We start from the raw sequence: 17,820 nt of genomic DNA, 5'->3' as shown, positions 1-17,820 counted from the left end.
TTAGTCCGTCACGGGTATACTTAATGTAAATACCGTTCCTTGGTCAATTTCACTTTCAACAGTAATGATACCGTCCATTTCTTCGATATAATTCTTAGCATCATATGCGCCGATGCCCATTCCTGCATTCCCTTTTGTGGTATCAAAAGGTTTAAATAGCCGGGTTTCAATAAACTCCGCAGACATCCCCTCGCCTGTATCAATAATCTTAACCACAATATAGTGGTGACCGTTCATATTCGTCTTTGAGGCATTAATAACAACACTACCATCATCTTTCGTTGCCTGCTGCGCATTACTGATAAGATGATACATGACATTAGCAAATTTTTCGGCATCTATTTGCACTAGTAGTGAAGACTCGCTATCTACTATCGGCAAAGGCAAAAAGCTTTGACAACGTTGATCAACCACACTGTGTAAAATGCCAGCAATGTCGGTTTGCAGATGACGCTGACCCTGTGTGGTTTTCTTTTCGGTTAATTGCTTAAGCATATTGTCCATTCGGCTCTTAGTGTGCTCAAGTGTCTCAAACGTATCATCAATAAATTCAGGATTAGATTTATGTTGCTTAGCATTGGCGAGGATCAGGTCAATTTGCGCCATTACATTTTTTAGATCATGTAATACGAAAGCTGACATGCGGCTAAAAGCTGCAAATTGTGCATTTTCAGCCAATGCTTGGGCTCCTTCAAACTGAAAAATATAGTTAGAGACCTGAGCCGTTACTGCATTAATATAATCCCTTAGTTCCCAGTTCAGTGACTTTACATGTTCCCTTTCTGCATCCAGTAGCGCCATTCCCCATAATTTTTCCTGCCTAAAAATGGGAACAATAAGCTGGTAATCAAATGTGTCCATGAAATAGCTTTTATCGCTAAGTTCTTCGTATTGGTGAGGTTTGACTCGCAACTCTCCAATATCAATTATCCACGCTTTTTGATCAAAAAAGGACTGCAGTGGCGCCATTTTCACTAACTCATATTCACGCTCCGTTCCGACGTTGATCTTTGCGACTTGTTGCCAACCATTTTTATTCAATTTAAGTAACACGCCACTTTCGTATTCAACCGCTTGCAGCATGCCGTTGAGAGAGGTTTGATAAACGTTGTGCAGGCTCTCTTGTTGTTCACTTAAAACCTCAGTTAGCTTCACCCATTCAACCCTGTAGTCAAACTGATTGGCGTAGAAATGCTTAGTGATAAAGACCTTAATTTTAGTACGAAAATTATGTGATAAAAATAAGCTGACTAACAAAATTAGCGATACACCAACAAGTATAAACTGCACAGGATAACTCCAAGAGCCACCCAAAAACTTGACCAAATAACCAACCAAAGCCATCAAAAACAAATAGCCCCCTGCAACCAACAGCAAGGTGCTATTCAGCACGACATCTCGACTTACAAAAATCGCAACACCCCAATAACTGATACGACGAATAGCAAGGATCAAAAATGGCAGGAGTGCTACGTATATATAACCTCTGACATACACATAACTTTCGCCAATTTGGTTAATCATAGTGGCGTTTGCATATGTCACAAAATCAAATAAACTCAAGGCACCTAAGTACAGCACTAATGGTTTGTAAGCCCATTTTTGTTCACCAGCCTGTCGATATACTAACTCCAACACGATGAGCATTTGCAATGCAATTAAGGTATGCAGTGAATATTGCCAAAGGTAGGGCACTGTTGACGTTGCGCCAGTAATAATGGCTACCGACGGCAACACTAATAATGATAGGGTAATGGGGCGAACAATAATTTCTTTAAATGAGCTGAAATCAGAGCGTAAACAAGAGGCGAGAAATAACACCCACACCCACTGACGAATAGCATCAGCAATAAAAAAGTCACTAATGTGGCTTTGCCAACCCAGCAAGCTGATATTACTCACAGCCCACAAACAAGTGGTCAACGCTGCCGCTACCAAGAGGTATTTAGCAATACCTGATTTACGTCCTGTAAAAAGTAATAATAACAGTGCAAAGTAGCCTAGCGCCGCAATTGCATATCCTAAGTCGGAGAACATTAGCGTTTTTGTACCAACAAGCTACCAATTGAATAGCCGGCGCCAAAAGAACAAAGGATACCGAAGTCGCCTTTGACTAAGTCTTTATTGTAAAGATTAAACGCAATAACTGAGCCCGCAGAAGCAGTATTGGCATAACGGTCGAGCACAATGGGTGCTTCTTCAAGCGTTGCTACCCTGCCCAACAACCGCTTACTTATCAGCGTATTCATATTGATGTTAGCTTGATGTAACCACCAGCGCTTTAGATCTTTAGGCACTAAATCGTGTTTAGCTAGATGCGCTCTAATATGCTCGGCAGCTAATGGACAGACATCTTTAAATACTTTACGGCCCTCTTGACGAAACAACTTATCTGCACCATAAGGGTCAGTGTCGTTGGCCCGGTTTAAATAACCATGGTTGGAGCGGATGTTGCTAGAAAACTGGGTAAAAGCCTTGGTTGATAGTACATTGAATGCGTTATCACAGGTCACTGTATCTTCGCCTTCAATAACGATGGCTGTAGCAACATCACCAAAAATAAAATGGCTGTCGCGATCGGTATAGTTGACTTGAGGTGAAACTAATTCAGGATTAATCACTAACACTGTTTTAGCCGTCTGCGCTTTTATCATTTCATAAGCGCGGTGCATGCCAAAGGTTGCCGCAGAACAAGCTACTAGCATATCAAAACCAAAGCCCTTAATTCCCAACTCCGCTTGCACTTCAATAGCAATTGCAGGATATGAGCGCTGCACGTATGCACAAGACACAATAACGGCATCAATATCATCCGCCGTCTTGTTAGCCGCTTTCATTGCCTTTCTAGCCGCAGCAACAGCAATTTCAGCTTGATTTGAAATTTGATCGTCATTACGCTCTGCGATAATAGGGCGCATCCGATTGATATCAAGAACCCCTTCTTTTTCATAAATATAACGGCTTTTAATACCCGACGCTTTTTCAACAAATTCAGCACTTGAATGAGGCTTTGCCTCAATCTCACCCGTTGCTATTTTAGCAGCGTTTTGCGCATTAAACTTATCTGAATAATCATTATAACTATTAATAAGCTCTTCATTGGTAATGCTGTGTTTCGGTGTCCACAGTCCGGTACCACTCATAACGACTTGCTGTGTCATGTGTTCTGCCTTTTATTTTTGCGCTTTTATTTTTTGCGTAATCTTAGCGCTTTATTACATTTTTGTCATTATTGCATAAACTAAATTGAATACAACGCCAGCATTCTATTTAGGCATCAACAAAAGCAAGCTCTTCTCCCGAAGATCCCTCCCAATCTTTCCTCCCGAGCTTTCCACTAGAAAGTCGCTCAAGCACATCCATGTGGCGCTTGGCAATCGGCGTCCTGCCGATTGACACTTTCTAGCAGAAAGCTCGGGAGGAAAGCTTGGGAGGAATGCTTAGGAGGAATGCTTAGGAGGAATGCCCGGGAGGAAAGCTTGGGAAGAAAGCTCGGGAGAAGAACTTGGGAAGAAAGCTCGGGAGAAAAACTTGGGAGGAACGCTTGGGAGGAATGCTTACCCTACAAAGACAAAAAAGCGCAAACCCTTGTTAACAGGTTGCGCTTCTTTTTAGCTCTTTTTGCTTTTGTAGCGTGTCTTATCTAGTTTGGTGTAACTTGATAAACACTCACCGTGCCGCTAACTTCATTACCCACGATAATCAAAGCTTCACCTGTTGCGCTGTCTTCACCCGCGACAAATAAGATACTTTCAGGCGCTAGATCACCAATCACGTCATCGACAGTGCTGCCTTCTGTTAAATCACGGTTGATCACGTAATCAGCAAAAAACGCATCGAACGGATTAGTTACATCATAAACGAATATGCCACTCATTCTTTCAGTACCGATAAACGCGTAGGTACGTTCGCCTACTTTTCCAACCGTTAAGGCTTCAGGCTCAGGACCTTTATTTTCGGAACGAGAGTCGCCTGCGTTCTCATCATTGTCATTATTAAATTTGGCACCGTGTATGGACGCTGAAATACGTTCTAAGTCATCACCAGAATCAAACACAACGAGACCGTTCTGATCCCAAATAGTAAATGAGCGCGCACCATACGTATAAGCTGATTCATATTCACCATTACCGTCGGTATCACCTAACACGCTAGTTACGCGCAAATCGTCCAAACGGCCGTCCATTTGCAAGGTTTCTAAAGCAGAACCTGCTTGTGCCGTTAGGTCTTTTAACTTAACTTCATCTGAGTAAGACAAACAACCATCGTCAGCGTCGTATGACTGTCCCATAGCTGCCGTGCATGCAGCTTCGTCAGCAACATCAAAGAAATATTCTCTTGCATCGCCTTCGTTCGCAGTTACTAAGAAGGTAGCTCCTTTCCACTCGTAATTAGAGATGGTGTCTGGCATGTAAACGCCATTCAAGCCTTCGTATTTCGCAAAACTAACCGCACCGTTTTCTTGGCCGTCAAAGTTTAAGCCAGACCAGTTCTTACTACCCAAACCGATGACCTGTACAGATAGGTCTTCGAGATCTAATATTGCTAAACCATTGTTTTCTTGCAAAGTGATGTAGGCTTTACTGTTTGTTGTTGAAACATATTCTGGCTCAAGGTCTTGCGCTACGGTGATGGTAATCGCGTTACCATTGATGGTTGAGCCATTTGGATTAGGAAAGTGCATACCTTGCGCTTCTAAATCAGCTTGAGTCCCATTAAGACTTGTAAAAGTGACTGTTTGAGCTGTTTCTTCTGGCTCGCCGTTCGCAAGAATATCAATAACTGATAGTGTACCTTCAGGGTCAATCGAATAGTCGCCATTAGGTTCGCCTTCATTCGCCACAACTAGCTTTCCACCGTCTGGTGTGAATGCAATAGAGTCCGGCAATGCGCCTACTTCAATACTGTCCAAAAACGCAGGTGCACTATTATCCAAGCCGTTATAAAAAAGAATAAAGCCATTATCTGTTTTCGTTGCCGCAGACATTGCTACTGCCAATAAATTACCCGAGATCGCAATGCTGGTGACACCACCTAAAGGCACTGTTCCTGCAGTCGCGGGCAGGTTAATAGATGACGTCGTCAAATTAATTGAATTAATAGGATTGCTTAGTTCTGTGGATGTTATTGATGCCGCAGAGATTATAGCAATGCTATTAGTTGCTGAATTGGTCGCATAAATAGTTTGAGTTGCTTTGTGATATTGAACAATTTCAGCTGCACCTTCTGCGCCAAGGGATGCTCTAGCAACCAAAGACAAGGAAACGCCGACTGACGCATCTTGGCCATCTTGGCCATCTTGACCGCCGCTACCATCGCCGCCATCAATACCAGGATCGCCTTGTGGACCTTGAGTACCGATGTCACCGATGTCTCCATCGTCACCGTCTAATCCGCATCCGGTCAGCACAAAACCCATAGCAATAGCTAATAGGCTAATCTTAAATTTTGATTGTAACATCTGTTGTTCCCTCAAATTTTTATTATATTAAAAGACGATACCACTAAACAGATTGTCTGTTCAATCACAACGTAGCATGATTGCATTCGTGATCTTGGTCTCTGAGCCTGATAAACGAGCTTAATAGACGCTTTTCGCAAATTGTCTTAATAAGTCATGTTTGTCACTTGTATTCCCGAGTCATCATGACAAATCATCATGACACTTTCATGACGATAATGTGCTTTATTGGTTTAAAAAATATCAACAGGTTGAGGAAGTAGCGGCGCTACAATTTTGCCAATATGCCGAAAGAGCTGAATACGAGTGGTTCCATTGCGCCAAGTTAGGCCAATGTCTCGGAAGGCATTGTCCTCTGCTGGCAAACTAACTACATTTGTGGCATTTAATATATTTTGTTGCAATGCCATTTCAGGCAAAAACGTATAACCCATTTCGCTATTAACCAGTGCTACGAGGGTATGTAAACTATTCGCAGTCAATGAACTGACTTGTTCTTTGTGTTTCAAACCGCAAGCACTCACCGCATGCTCTGTTAAACAATGTTCTTTTTGTAATAGGAAGATACTGTCTTTGGGCAACGAATCAACCGGCGGCGCTACTTTGAGGTCTTTAGCGCTATTTTTGTGCGCTATTAAATGAAATGGGTCGTGCCCTAAAATGAGTTGACGACAACCAGGTGTTTGCATTGGTAGCGCAAGGATCAGTAAATCGAGTTCGCCATCATTCAGACTGCCGAGTAAGTTATCCGTAGTATCTTCATGCAATTGCAGTGTGATATCAGGTAAATTAGCATGAATTGTTCGAATAAGGCCTTCAAATAGAAAGGGTGCGATGGTGGGGATGACACCTAATCTGAGCGTGCCTGACTTCCAATCACCCGCGGACTCTGCAAATTCGATCCATTCATGCGTTTGGCTGAGTAAGAGTTTACTTTTTTCGACCAGCGCTTCACCAAAATCGGTAAAAATGAAGTTTTTGTGTTCTCGCTCTAGCAATTGCTGACCAATGCCGTCTTCAAGATTTTGTACCGCAGCGCTTAAGGTTGACTGACTAACGTTACATTTCTCAGCAGCACGATGAAAGTGCTGCTCTTTGTGCAGCACCGTTAGATAATATAGGTGTTTTAAATTGGGTAGTTTCATTTGAGTAGTCTATACCAACTAAAAACTATACACCAAATGCGAATGTTAAAATAAAGAAGAAAATGATAGATAATGATGCACCAGCAGGAAGCGTTACTATCCAGGAAATAATGATGCTACGGATCACCTTGCCATTAAGTGCTGCTACACCCTGCACAATACCCACACCTAAAACCGCACCGACTAAGGTTTGTGTTGTAGAAATAGGCAGGCCGGTTCCAGATGCGATAAGGACCGTTGTAGCAGCCGCTAGTTCAGCTGCAAAACCTTTGCTTGGGGTTAAATGCGTAATACCTTGACCGATCGTTTTCATTACGCGATGGCCGAATAAGGCTAAACCTGCCACGATACCTAAGCCACCTAGAGGAAGTATCCACCATGCGAGGTCCGCGTTATCTAATATAGCACCGTCATTACTAACCACACTAACAACCGCTGCCAAAGGCCCAATGGCGTTTGCCACATCGTTCGAACCATGTGCGAACGCCATACAACAGGCAGTTAGTACCATTAAAATCGCAAATATCTTTTCAACACTGGCTGTCTGTTCTTCTGTGGTTAATGCTTTTTCAACGTGTAGACGGCGGATTAATACCATACCGATTAAACCAACAACAACGCCAATGGCAATTGCCAACATATAGCCTTGTTCGGCAGGTAGGCCTAAGCCAACGTGCTTGAGACCTTTCTTAATTGTCACTAGCGACATAATGAACCCGGCAAGACCCATGTAAATCGGAACATATTTCACTGCGTAGATAAGGGGTGTCGAACGCTCAAAAATAAGTTTCTTAGCACTCATGTAAATAAGTATCGCAATGAGACCAGATATCGCAGGAGTAACGACCCAGCTAGCAACAATGCCACCCACTTTGGCCCATTCTACAGCATCAGGACTAACACCTACGGCAGTAAAGCCAATAATGGCACCAATAATCGAATGCGTAGTCGACACCGGCCATCCAAAATAAGACGCAACCGCTAACCAAATACCAGCCGATAGCAACGAGGCGATCATTCCCAGAACTAAGTATTCTGGAATATTAGTAAAATATGAGACATCTATAATACCCTTGCGAATAGTCGATGTAACTTCGCCGCCAGCTAGATAAGCTCCTGCAAATTCGAAAATCATTGCAATGACAATAGCTTGTTTGAGGGTGATTGCTTTTGAACCTACTGAGGTGCCCATTGCATTTGCAACGTCATTTGCACCTATGCCCCAAGCCATGAAAAAACCTACGACTGCAGCCATAACGACTAACAGAAAACCGTAACTCGTGATTATATCCATAAATTAATAAAGCCTAGAGGTGGGTATTTTTCCGCTGAATTTGTAGTGATCAACCCTGTACTGGCTGACCTGTGGGCAATTTGTCCTTGGATAAAACTGTTGAGACACATTGACATCATAGCTGCGATCCATTAATGAGACGGCGCAATGGTACAAACATGATAGAATGATCGCAAGCATTCAAAAGTATAAAAATTGATGAGGTAACTTATTTCATTAATTTTTTAACCACTTTTTTCATTGAAGAATGTCGAACGTCTTTTCCATAGGTAAGGAAGAGTATGTATTCACACAAGTTTTTACAACGATCACCAATTCGCTCTAATGAACGTATTGCCCATAGCACGTCAAACCATTTTTGCATTTCTGTATGATCATTTTGCATCTCATTTGCGGTTTGTTTGAGCAACTCTTTGTGTTTTTTATCAATTGCATCGTCTTGCTCATAAACCGCAACTGCCGACTTCTCATCCTGGCGCGCAAATGCATCGAACGTGCCACGCATCATAAACACAACCTTTTCAGCAATCATCAACATACCACCTAACACAATGTCAGAAGGAGGTAATTTGTCTTTGGTCACTAATTTGGCAATACGGCATATCTCATCACCAATACGCTCGATGTCAGTAGTTGCTCGAGACACCGTCATTATTAATCTAAGATCACTCGCTGTTGGGTTTCGTTTAGCAATAATTCGCATGCACTCATCATCTATCTGCACTTCCATCGAATTAATCTTTAAGTCGTTTAGTAACACTCGCTCAGCTAGACTGGCATTGTTTTCACGAATAGCAGTAATCGTATTTATTAACTGTTGCTCGACTTCGCCACCCATGGTTAAAACAGAGTTGGTCAGGTTCTCCAGTTCTTGATTGAACTTGCCTGATATGTGCGTATTTAACTCTAAATGTCTTTTCATCTACTGTTACGTTCCTTTAACTAGCCATAACGACCGGTTATATAGTCTTCGGTTTGCTTTTTAGCTGGCATAGTAAAAAGCGAGTCACTGTCTGAATATTCAATAAGTTCGCCCTGATGCAGAAAAACAGAATAATCCGATACCCTAGCCGCCTGTTGCATATTATGCGTCACGATAACCACTGTAGTGGTCTTCTTGAGCTGATTAATAAGCTCTTCTATATGCAAGGTTGTTAATGGGTCAAGCGCAGACGTTGGCTCATCGAGTAACAATATTTCAGGTTTTAATGCGAGCGCTCGCGCGATAACTAAGCGCTGTTGCTGACCACCCGATAATAATAATGCTGAATCAAATAATCGGCCTTTAACTTCGTCCCACAGTGCCGCATTGCGCAATGACGTTTCAACAATATCATCCAGCATTCTGCGCTCTGTTTTACCTTGAATACGCAATCCAAAACACACGTTTTCATAAATACTCATCGGGAATGGATTGGGGCGCTGGAAAACCATACCTACTTTGGTGCGTAATTTGGCAACGTTTTCTTTCTTATTGTAGATATCGCGACCATCCAGCTCTACTTCGCCACTAAATGCATACTTTTGGTTAAGTTCATTCATTCTGTTGAAGCTGCTTAACAAGGTCGATTTCCCACAACCACTTTGACCAATCATTGCGGTTATTTTATTTTTTGGAATGCGCATATTTATATTGTTCAATACAAGACTGTTATTCAACCACACACTGAAGTCGTTCACCTTGATGGCCGTCTGCTCATCGGTGAGTTTGTCTAACGAAAGAGTTTCAGTTTCAAAAAGCTTTAACATAAGCGTTGTTTACTATTCCTATAACTATTTATACTGCAAGCACTGCTTTAGCAATAACTTGAGGACTAAATGCGTACATATCGGTCGCGCAATTTGTTGCGCACGATAATAGCAAATAAATTTAAGATGAAAACGATTATCAGTAACAGCATGCAACTCGCAAACATCATTGAAGAGCCTTGCGTGTTTGTTTGATTATGAAATGCGCCGTCATAAATGAACACGCCTAAATGCATAAACTGACGCTCTAAATGTAAAAACGGAAATTCACCATCCACTGGCAGACTAGGCGCAAACTTTACCGCACCCACAAGTATTAAGGGAGCAACCTCACCAGCCGCGCGAGCTATAGCTAAAATAACACCGGTCATTATACCGGGGCTAGCAACCGGGAGTACTGTTTTCCAAATAGTTTCGGCTTTTGTTGCGCCCAACGCATAACTACCTGCTCGCAACCCTTCTGGGACCCGTCGCAGGCCCTCCTCGGTAGAAACAATGACCACCGGCAGGGTTAATAATGCCATGGTCAATGCAGCCCAAAACAAACCAGGAGTGCCAAATGTAGGCGATGGCAAGGCATCACTAAATAACAGTGAGTCGATAGAGCCGCCTAAGGTATACACGAAAAAACCGAGGCCAAATACGCCATACACAACGCTCGGTACACCGGCCATATTACTGACGCAAATCCGGATCACCGATGTTGTCATATTATTGGGCGCATATTCGTGCAAATAAATAGCTGCCATGGCGCCAAACGGCGCGACAATAACAGCCATTAATAAAACCATTAGCACAGTACCAAACAACGCTGGAAAAACACCACCACTGGTGGATGCTTGTTTGGGAGATTCTGAAACAAATTCTATTATTTTATTACCACTATATGAAAACTTATCAAACAGACTCATCACATTCGGTTGGAAAAGATGGTGAATATCTTTCACCAGAACATCAAAAGGTTGGCCTGACGCGTCAATAAAAATAAGGTGATAAGAAGTTAATTTTTGACGTAAGGCTTCGGCTTTTTGCTGCCAGTAAGTAAACTGCTCTAATTCTTTCAACCGCGCTGGTGCTTCCTCACCGACTCCGGATTGATTCAATAGTGCGATTTTACGATGCAGTACTGTCAAATAATTAGTTTGAATATCGTGCAATTGATTTTGAAAAATGGCCACATCAGCGACTACATCACTCAACTCTGCAAGTTGATAACGTTCGCTATTAGGCGTATTAATCTGTTGAAACGTGCCGTACTGAATAGCGCCCGAATACAAACTTATCTGATAAACAGCATCGACTTGTTCAACAACCATGAGCGGCATAGGTAAGGTTGAATTAGAAAACTGCGCATTGAGTTTATTGCTTAATGCCTGATTAAACTCGTCAATATTAACGGAACTGGGCACAAACGCGCTAACTTCGCTATTTGGTGTATCATAGGTAATGACTTTAAAAACCTGTGATGGCCAAAAATAAACTGAGCCTTTTAGCATAATAAATAACACTAAGCTAATTAACACAATTAGCAAAATTGCCGCACTTAGGCCGCTCGCAAAGCTAGAAATCGTTTGTTTTTCAGCGCCGCTAAATTTACGCATCTGTATATACCTTGCGCAAACGGTTGCGCAAAATTTCAGCCGCGGTATTAACAATAAAAGTAAAGATAAACAAAATACTTGCGGTTAAAAATAAGGTATTAAAATGGCTGCTGTTGACATTTGATTCTTGCAGTTCTATTGCTAAGTTAGCTGTCATTGAGCGTAAACCTTCAAGAATATTCCAATCACTGATAGGCGTATTACCGGTGACCATCAGCACAATCATAGTTTCACCGAATGCGCGACCAAAACCCAACATTACAGCGGAAAGAATACTGGGCATTGCAACAGCAATAATGACTCGGCGCAGCGTTTGTAATTTGCTTGCCCCCAACGCAAACGAGGCTTGTTTAATACTTTCAGGCACTTCGAACAATGCATCTTCAGCCAACGAATAGATACTCGGTGAAATAGCCACACCCAATGCAATGGCAACCACAATCGTGGTTTTCGAGATATTCAGTATATTGTCTTTTTGCTCGCCAACCTCGGCGCTGCCAAGCAGCATAAAGCGCCACACGTCGCTGAGAGAAAAACAAAATAGACCAAGTAGCACTACTGCTAGAATAATAACAAGAATTTCCCAGCGCCGGTCAAACTTATCTTCTAGCACCCTTGCCACTCGTGATTGCAACAATGCTGCAGTAACCAGCAATATAGGAAGAGACACAATAAATAAAATGACAGACAGCAAGAACTCTTCAGCTATTGGCACCATCCAAACCGCAGCAATAAAACCAATCACAACTGAGGGCACCGCTTCGAGCATTTCTATCGCAGGTTTGAGGTATTGACGCACAGCAGGGTCAGCAAAATATGATGTGTATATGGCCGCACCCAAAGCAAGTGGGATGGCGACAAACAGAGCCAGAAAAGACGCTTTTAAACTGCCCACAATCAAAGGCACAACACTGAATTTAGTTTCATAATTTTCGGTAGCACTGCTGGTTTGCCAAACGTATGCTGGTTGTTCATACCCCTCATACCATACTTCTGAAAAAAGACTTTTTAGCGTGGTTATGCCTTGCAAATTTTGGATTTCGAGGGAGTGCATTTTATTGCCTTCAAATACATAAAGACGAGCACCGAACCATTGTAGGCCTGTCCCTGGTAGCCCTAAGTCTTGTGCTCTAAAAATTTCATTTGTCATCCGATTTAGAAACGCGATATCACCGATTTTGGAAACAACCACCGCGGCATTAGAATCAGTATCAAAAGCCATTTGCTCAATAGGGCCATCTAATTCACTAATATCCGCCTCGTTGTGGCGAAAAACAAAATTTCCTTGTTCGTTCAGCATTATCCATTTACTTAAAACGTGTTGTCGGTCTTGAGTGAAGAAAGAGCGCTGACTTGGAGATAGAAAAATACGCATCACATCACGTGATAATAACTGTCGATCAATTACCTTATTTGTCGTGTCCACCAGCGACATAATATTCTTCGATATTATTAGCAGTTGCCTTGACCTGGGTATGGCTTGATATTGTTCGATACCTTCATATACATAATGTTGAAACGCGGCTGGCTGTTTTTTATCAAACCAGTAGGTGCTAAGGCGTGAGTTCTGAAGCTGAGTTAACATCACAAAATTGCCAGATTTTGAAAACTGCCATGCCTGTTTTTTATCAGATAGATCTTGGTCAGATAGCTCGTGGTCAGATAGCTCGTGGTCAGATAGCTCGTGGTCAGCTAAAACATGCTCGGACGCAACGCTGTCAGGCACTTTGTAACGATTACTCATTTCTGCATTTATCCCAATAGAACTTTCGAGTATCAGGCTATATTGCTGTTTTTCATAAGATAACTTGTACAGCTCAAATAAATGATTTGGGGTAATCACACCTACATAGGTTAAATCACCTTTTTCAGGAAAAAGAATTTTATGTTGGCAAGAAAACGGAAAGCGCTTCGTTTCGCTAAAACCAACCTGCTCATTATCCAAGCGTTTTTTATTTAGCAAAGTGAGGTCGCATTTATCCACACCCACATAATGAGTACCTGAACTGAGCTCTACTATACCCGACAATTGAGTTGTTCGTGCAAGCAGTGAAGTACGCTTCAATTCCAAACTAGGTGATTTAAATAGAGGGAAGGCGTTGCTAAAAATATGCCAAATGATCAATAAAAAAGTGGCTAATACCAGCCAACCGAAACCCGTCACGACTTTGCGCGTTATCCAGTCTTTGCGAAATCTGCGAGTGTTAAATTCTTGTTGTTGTTGCTGGTTCATTTGGAATATTAAATTGGGTAGAAAACACGGAATGACTTCAGTCTACTAAAGCACTATACTCAAGACAAATCAATAGTTAAGGTAAATTCTGTTATGCAAGTTATGGTACTCACATTAATAGGCAAAGACAAACCCGGATTAGTTGACGCAATCGCCAAATGTATTATGGATGCCGAAGGTAATTGGCTCAAGAGTAGCTTTTGCCAATTATCGGGCCAATTTGCTGGCTTTATCGAAGTTATGCTACCGCAGGAGAAGCACAATGAATTAGTCCATGCTTGCCATCAACTTGCGCATTTACATATCACTTTACAACCTTCCAATGCGCATGAAATCTCACTTGATGCAAAAGCAGTTATTCTGGTTACCGGTAACGATAGAAGAGGAATTGTCAGTGATATTACCTCTACCTTAAAAACTTTTGACATTAATATTATCGAAATGACCACAAAGTGTGAAAGTGCACCTAACTGGGGGAGCCCATTATTTACTGCAAAAGTTATTATTTCAGTATCACCACAAATGGATTTAGATAATGTTAAATTGGCGATAGAAGATATCACCGACGACTTAATGGTAGAAATTGAAAGCACGTAACAATGCCTGTCATATTGATCCATTAAAGTGTCTGCCTACGCATTCGTTTACACAAGTATTTAAAGAGTAATAATGAACGAAAGAGAGCTTTACTACCCAAAAGAACTTAGCTGGTTGTCATTCAATGAGCGAGTCCTGCAAGAAGCAGCGGATGAAAACAATCCGATTATCGCGCGAATTCGCTTTCTAGGCATTTATTCGAACAACTTGGATGAGTTCTATCGGGTGCGCTTTGCAGACGTAAAACGCCAGATCACGATTTCTCATAATGATGGAAATGAAGAACAAGCACTGGTTTTTGAATCACTTCTCAAACGCATCCAAGAAAAAGTACATCATTTATCAAAGCGCTTTGACGCCATCCACCGTGATATTACGAAGACACTCAGAAGATACAATATTCATATTCTTCGCCATCCAGAGTTGAGCGAAAGTCAACTCATTTGGGCCCGCAAGTATTTTAAGAGCAAGGTCTTACTGCACGTTGCGCCAATATTGCTCGATAGCAAAGGCCATTTGATCCAACGCTTGAATGATAGCTCAGTGTATCTCGATGTTGCCCTGCGCAGAGAAGGTCGAAATACCAAGTATGCGGTTGTAGAAATACCGACCAATGCCATCAGTCGCTTTGTTGTACTGCCCCCTGAAAAAAGCAAAATGAAAAAACAGATCATCTTAATTGATGACCTCATTAAACTCTGTCTGTCTGATATTTTCACCGGTTTTGTCAAATTTGATTCCGCTGACGCCTATTCATTTAAAATAACGCGAGATGCCGAATACTCAATTAATGATGAAATTGACGAAAGCTATGTGGAAAAAATGTCTGAAGGTATGAAGCAACGCCTTATTGCTGAGCCCGTTAGGATTATTCACGACGATGGTATGCCCGATGATATGATCAAAGATTTGCGCAAACGCTTAAGAATTTCCTCAGAAGACACCATTCAGACCGCGGGCCACTATCGTAACTTTAAAGACTTTATTGGCTTTCCAAACGTTGGCCGTAGCTATCTTGAAAACCCAACATTACCCGAGATTTCTAACAAATCATTTTCAACCCACGATACTGTTTTTCAGGCCATCGCTGACAAAGATATTCTTTTATATTATCCATACCATGAATTTTTACACTTCACTGAATTTGTTCGCCAAGCGGCGTTCGATCCTCAAGTCAAACATATACGACTGAATATTTATCGCGTTGCATCACAATCGCGCATCGTTAACTCGTTAATTGATGCGGTGGACAATGGTAAAAGTGTCACAGTGGTTGTTGAGCTTCGAGCTCGATTTGATGAAGAGGCTAATATCGCCTGGTCTAAAAGTATGACTGACGCCGGTATTAAAGTGGTATTAGGCAACCCGAATGTGAAAATTCACAGTAAGCTTTGTGTGGTGTCGCGAGAAGAACGCGGAGTAATGAAGCATTACTCACACTTTGGAACCGGTAACTTTAACGAAAAGACAGCGAAAATATACACTGACTTAAGTCTATTTACCTGCAACCAAGAACTTGCTTTAGAGTGTATCCAAGTGTTTGACATGATACAGAATCCCTATAAAAAGATGAAGTTTCAGCACTTACAACTTTCGCCTCTTAATGCTCGAAATAAAATACAATCCTTAATAAGACAAGAGATCCAGCGTGTTAATGAAGGCCATGAAGGTCTAATAACATTAAAGATCAACAATTTAGTAGACAAAGAGTTGATCGACAACCTGTATCATGCAAGTCAGTCTGGTGTGAAAATCAGGGCTATTATTCGCGGCATGTGCGCATTAATACCCGGCGTAAAAGGCTTCAGTGAAAATATTGAAGTGATTAGCATCGTCGACCGCTACCTAGAACATCCGCGCATCATGGTTTTTCAGAATGGTGGCGATAAACGGGTTTACATTTCATCGGCTGATTGGATGACCCGGAATATGGAATATCGAGTTGAAGTTGGCTGCCCTGTTTACGATCCTGACGCCATCAAAATGATAGAAGACCTGCTGGACATCCAGTTCAAAGACACATTAAAGGCGCGCATCATCGACCAGCATCAAGTCAATGATTACGTTAAACGCGGTAATCGCAAAAACTTGCGTTCACAAATTGAAATACACAAGTACCTCACAAAAAAGGAAGCACTTTAATTGCAGACCCTAGAAAATGTTTTTGAAGATGTCAAAACTCGTGATATCAACCTTTATGCTGCCTTAGATATTGGTTCTAATAGCTTCCATTTAGTTATTGCTAGAGTCGTTGCAGGGTCATTGCAAACGGTACAAAAGATAAAGCACAAAGTTCGATTAGCAGAAGGCTTGAACGATAAAAACATTCTATCCGACGAAGCAATGGAACGCGGTTTAACAACCTTACAAAGTATGGCGGAAAGTATGCAAGGGCTTGAACCTTCGCATGTTCGAATTGTCGCCACACATACCTTACGCAAAGCACGCAATGCAGAAGTATTCTTGTCCAAAGCGCGAAAAGTGATCCCCTACCCGATTGAAATCATTTCAGGACCTGAAGAGGCTCGTTTAATTTATACCGGCATTGCCAATACGACGCAATCTGAAGGAAACCGATTAGTGGTCGATATTGGCGGTGGTTCGACAGAGTTTGCGGTTGGTGAACACTTACTACCTATGATGTGTAAAAGCGTACAAATGGGTTGTGTGAGTTATCAAAAACGTTATTTTTCTGATGGCGTTATTACTAAAAAAGCGTTTCAAGCAGCTATTACTGGCGCTCGCCAAGAAATTGAATTAGTTGTTGGTAATTTAAAACGGTTTAAATGGGAAACCAACATTGGCGCATCTGGCACTATTCGCTCTATCTGCTCTGTACTGACTGCGCAGGCGCAAAGCAAGAGTGATGTGGCTATCACTAAAATAGGCTTAAATGAGTTGATGCACGCCTGCTGTGAAGTGGGCCATTCAAACCAACTAAACTTACCCAGCTTGACCGAAGATAGAAAACAAGTATTTGCTGCAGGACTGAGTATTCTCATTGCTATTTTTCGTAGTTTGAATTTAACTGCAATGGAAATAAGTGGTGCGGCGTTGCGTGAAGGCGTTCTTTACGAAGCGCATGACACCGGTGCGAATACAAATATTAGGGAGCGCACTGCGCAAAGCCTAGCAACACGTTATGATGTGGACACGCTATACGCTAAAAAAGTATGGGGCACTTGCATCAAAATTTATGAACAAGCAGCCGACGCTTGGGATATTAAAACTGGAGATTTACGCCACATATTGGGTTGGTCTGCGCTGCTGCATGAAGTCGGCCTACAAATTAACTCACGAGGCGTGCAGCGTCACTCTAGTTATATTATTGAACAAAGCGATTTACCCGGTTTTAACCAAGAGCAACAAAAATTATTAGCAGCCTTAGTTCGCTTCCATCGCAAAAAAATAAAACTCGCCGAATTACCCTCGTTCGTTAACTACAGTGAAACCGTGGTGCTTAAATTATTGGTACTGCTACGACTGGGTATTGTGCTTAATATTAACAGACAAGAAAGCCAACTACCTGAATTTGGTTTGGAAATTATTGAGCAAAAAATCATTCTCAGCTTTCCCGACAATTGGTTTGATTTGTCACCGCTACTGCTCGCAGATTTACAACAAGAAAACCAGTATATTGAAGCCACCGGCATGCACATTCGTATAAAGTAACGGCGATGTTAGGACGGCGTATTAATGACAAAAAAGGGAACATAAATAATGTTCCCTTTTTTCGTAAT

Annotated in this window: 12 protein-coding genes; 3 read left to right on the top strand and 9 right to left on the bottom strand. The window is 41.9% G+C overall.

The genetic code is table 11. The features are described from left to right. The 9 genes from prsK to CXF81_RS13930 form a co-directional block, all read right to left on the bottom strand. On the bottom strand, positions 1-2,037 hold the full coding sequence (gene prsK / locus CXF81_RS13975) for an XrtA/PEP-CTERM system histidine kinase PrsK (protein WP_101181955.1): 2,037 nt from the start codon (positions 2,035-2,037) through the stop codon (positions 1-3). Further along, positions 2,037-3,161 carry a beta-ketoacyl-ACP synthase III gene (locus CXF81_RS13970; protein ID WP_101181954.1) on the bottom strand — a complete coding sequence of 375 codons (1,125 nt, stop codon included), beginning with the start codon at positions 3,159-3,161 and terminating at the stop codon, positions 2,037-2,039. The genes prsK and CXF81_RS13970 overlap by 1 nt, the downstream gene beginning before the upstream one ends. Positions 3,162-3,643: 482 nt before the next feature. Then, complete coding sequence (locus CXF81_RS13960) at positions 3,644-5,461, bottom strand: choice-of-anchor I family protein (protein WP_101181952.1); 1,818 nt, start codon at positions 5,459-5,461, stop codon at positions 3,644-3,646. Between the two features lie 233 nt (positions 5,462-5,694). Next, positions 5,695-6,606 (bottom strand): hydrogen peroxide-inducible genes activator, encoded by a 912-nt coding sequence (locus tag CXF81_RS13955; protein ID WP_101181951.1) that lies wholly within the window; start codon positions 6,604-6,606, stop codon positions 5,695-5,697. 25 nt (positions 6,607-6,631) lie between these two features. Next, a complete protein-coding gene (locus tag CXF81_RS13950) occupies positions 6,632-7,900 on the bottom strand; it encodes an inorganic phosphate transporter (RefSeq protein WP_101181950.1) in 1,269 nt (422 codons plus the stop codon). A gap of 208 nt (positions 7,901-8,108) precedes the next feature. Then, complete coding sequence (gene phoU / locus CXF81_RS13945) at positions 8,109-8,822, bottom strand: phosphate signaling complex protein PhoU (protein ID WP_101181949.1); 714 nt, start codon at positions 8,820-8,822, stop codon at positions 8,109-8,111. A gap of 20 nt (positions 8,823-8,842) precedes the next feature. Then, positions 8,843-9,649, bottom strand: coding sequence for a phosphate ABC transporter ATP-binding protein PstB (gene pstB, locus CXF81_RS13940; protein WP_101181948.1), 807 nt, complete (start codon positions 9,647-9,649; stop codon positions 8,843-8,845). Positions 9,650-9,714: 65 nt separating this feature from the next. After that, positions 9,715-11,250, bottom strand: coding sequence for a phosphate ABC transporter permease PstA (gene pstA / locus CXF81_RS13935; RefSeq protein ID WP_101181947.1), 1,536 nt, complete (start codon positions 11,248-11,250; stop codon positions 9,715-9,717). Continuing rightward, positions 11,243-13,483, bottom strand: coding sequence for an ABC transporter permease subunit (locus CXF81_RS13930; RefSeq protein ID WP_101181946.1), 2,241 nt, complete (start codon positions 13,481-13,483; stop codon positions 11,243-11,245). Before CXF81_RS13930 ends, pstA begins: the two co-directional genes overlap by 8 nt. Positions 13,484-13,576: 93 nt before the next feature. Between CXF81_RS13930 and CXF81_RS13925 the strand changes: the two genes are divergently transcribed. The 3 genes from CXF81_RS13925 to ppx all read left to right on the top strand — a co-directional run bounded on the left by CXF81_RS13925 (position 13,577) and on the right by ppx (position 17,752). After that, entirely contained in the window at positions 13,577-14,080 is a 504-nt protein-coding gene (locus CXF81_RS13925) for a glycine cleavage system protein R (RefSeq protein ID WP_101181945.1), read from the top strand. A 72-nt stretch (positions 14,081-14,152) separates the two neighbouring features. Next, positions 14,153-16,222 carry a polyphosphate kinase 1 gene (gene ppk1, locus CXF81_RS13920; RefSeq protein ID WP_101181944.1) on the top strand — a complete coding sequence of 690 codons (2,070 nt, stop codon included), beginning with the start codon at positions 14,153-14,155 and terminating at the stop codon, positions 16,220-16,222. Then, positions 16,223-17,752 carry an exopolyphosphatase gene (ppx, locus tag CXF81_RS13915; RefSeq protein WP_101181943.1) on the top strand — a complete coding sequence of 510 codons (1,530 nt, stop codon included), beginning with the start codon at positions 16,223-16,225 and terminating at the stop codon, positions 17,750-17,752. Positions 17,753-17,820: the final 68 nt, after the last annotated feature.

It is taken from the genome of Glaciecola sp. 33A (assembly GCF_002836745.1).
In the GTDB taxonomy this organism is placed as follows: domain Bacteria; phylum Pseudomonadota; class Gammaproteobacteria; order Enterobacterales; family Alteromonadaceae; genus Glaciecola.
The sequence above is the reverse complement of the archived record's forward strand: the minus strand, read 5'-3'. Positions and strand labels throughout refer to the sequence as shown.

Bases quoted from the DNA above. Each gene is read 5' to 3' on its own strand.
- prsK (WP_101181955.1), bottom strand. From the start codon at position 2,037: ATGTTCTCCGACTTAGGATATGCAATTGCGGCGCTAGGCTACTTTGCA.
- CXF81_RS13970 (WP_101181954.1), bottom strand. From the start codon at position 3,161: ATGACACAGCAAGTCGTTATGAGTGGTACCGGACTGTGGACACCGAAA.
- CXF81_RS13960 (WP_101181952.1), bottom strand. From the start codon at position 5,461: ATGTTACAATCAAAATTTAAGATTAGCCTATTAGCTATTGCTATGGGT.
- CXF81_RS13955 (WP_101181951.1), bottom strand. From the start codon at position 6,606: ATGAAACTACCCAATTTAAAACACCTATATTATCTAACGGTGCTGCAC.
- CXF81_RS13950 (WP_101181950.1), bottom strand. From the start codon at position 7,900: ATGGATATAATCACGAGTTACGGTTTTCTGTTAGTCGTTATGGCTGCA.
- phoU (WP_101181949.1), bottom strand. From the start codon at position 8,822: ATGAAAAGACATTTAGAGTTAAATACGCACATATCAGGCAAGTTCAAT.
- pstB (WP_101181948.1), bottom strand. From the start codon at position 9,649: ATGTTAAAGCTTTTTGAAACTGAAACTCTTTCGTTAGACAAACTCACC.
- pstA (WP_101181947.1), bottom strand. From the start codon at position 11,250: ATGCGTAAATTTAGCGGCGCTGAAAAACAAACGATTTCTAGCTTTGCG.
- CXF81_RS13930 (WP_101181946.1), bottom strand. From the start codon at position 13,483: ATGAACCAGCAACAACAACAAGAATTTAACACTCGCAGATTTCGCAAA.
- CXF81_RS13925 (WP_101181945.1), top strand. From the start codon at position 13,577: ATGCAAGTTATGGTACTCACATTAATAGGCAAAGACAAACCCGGATTA.
- ppk1 (WP_101181944.1), top strand. From the start codon at position 14,153: ATGAACGAAAGAGAGCTTTACTACCCAAAAGAACTTAGCTGGTTGTCA.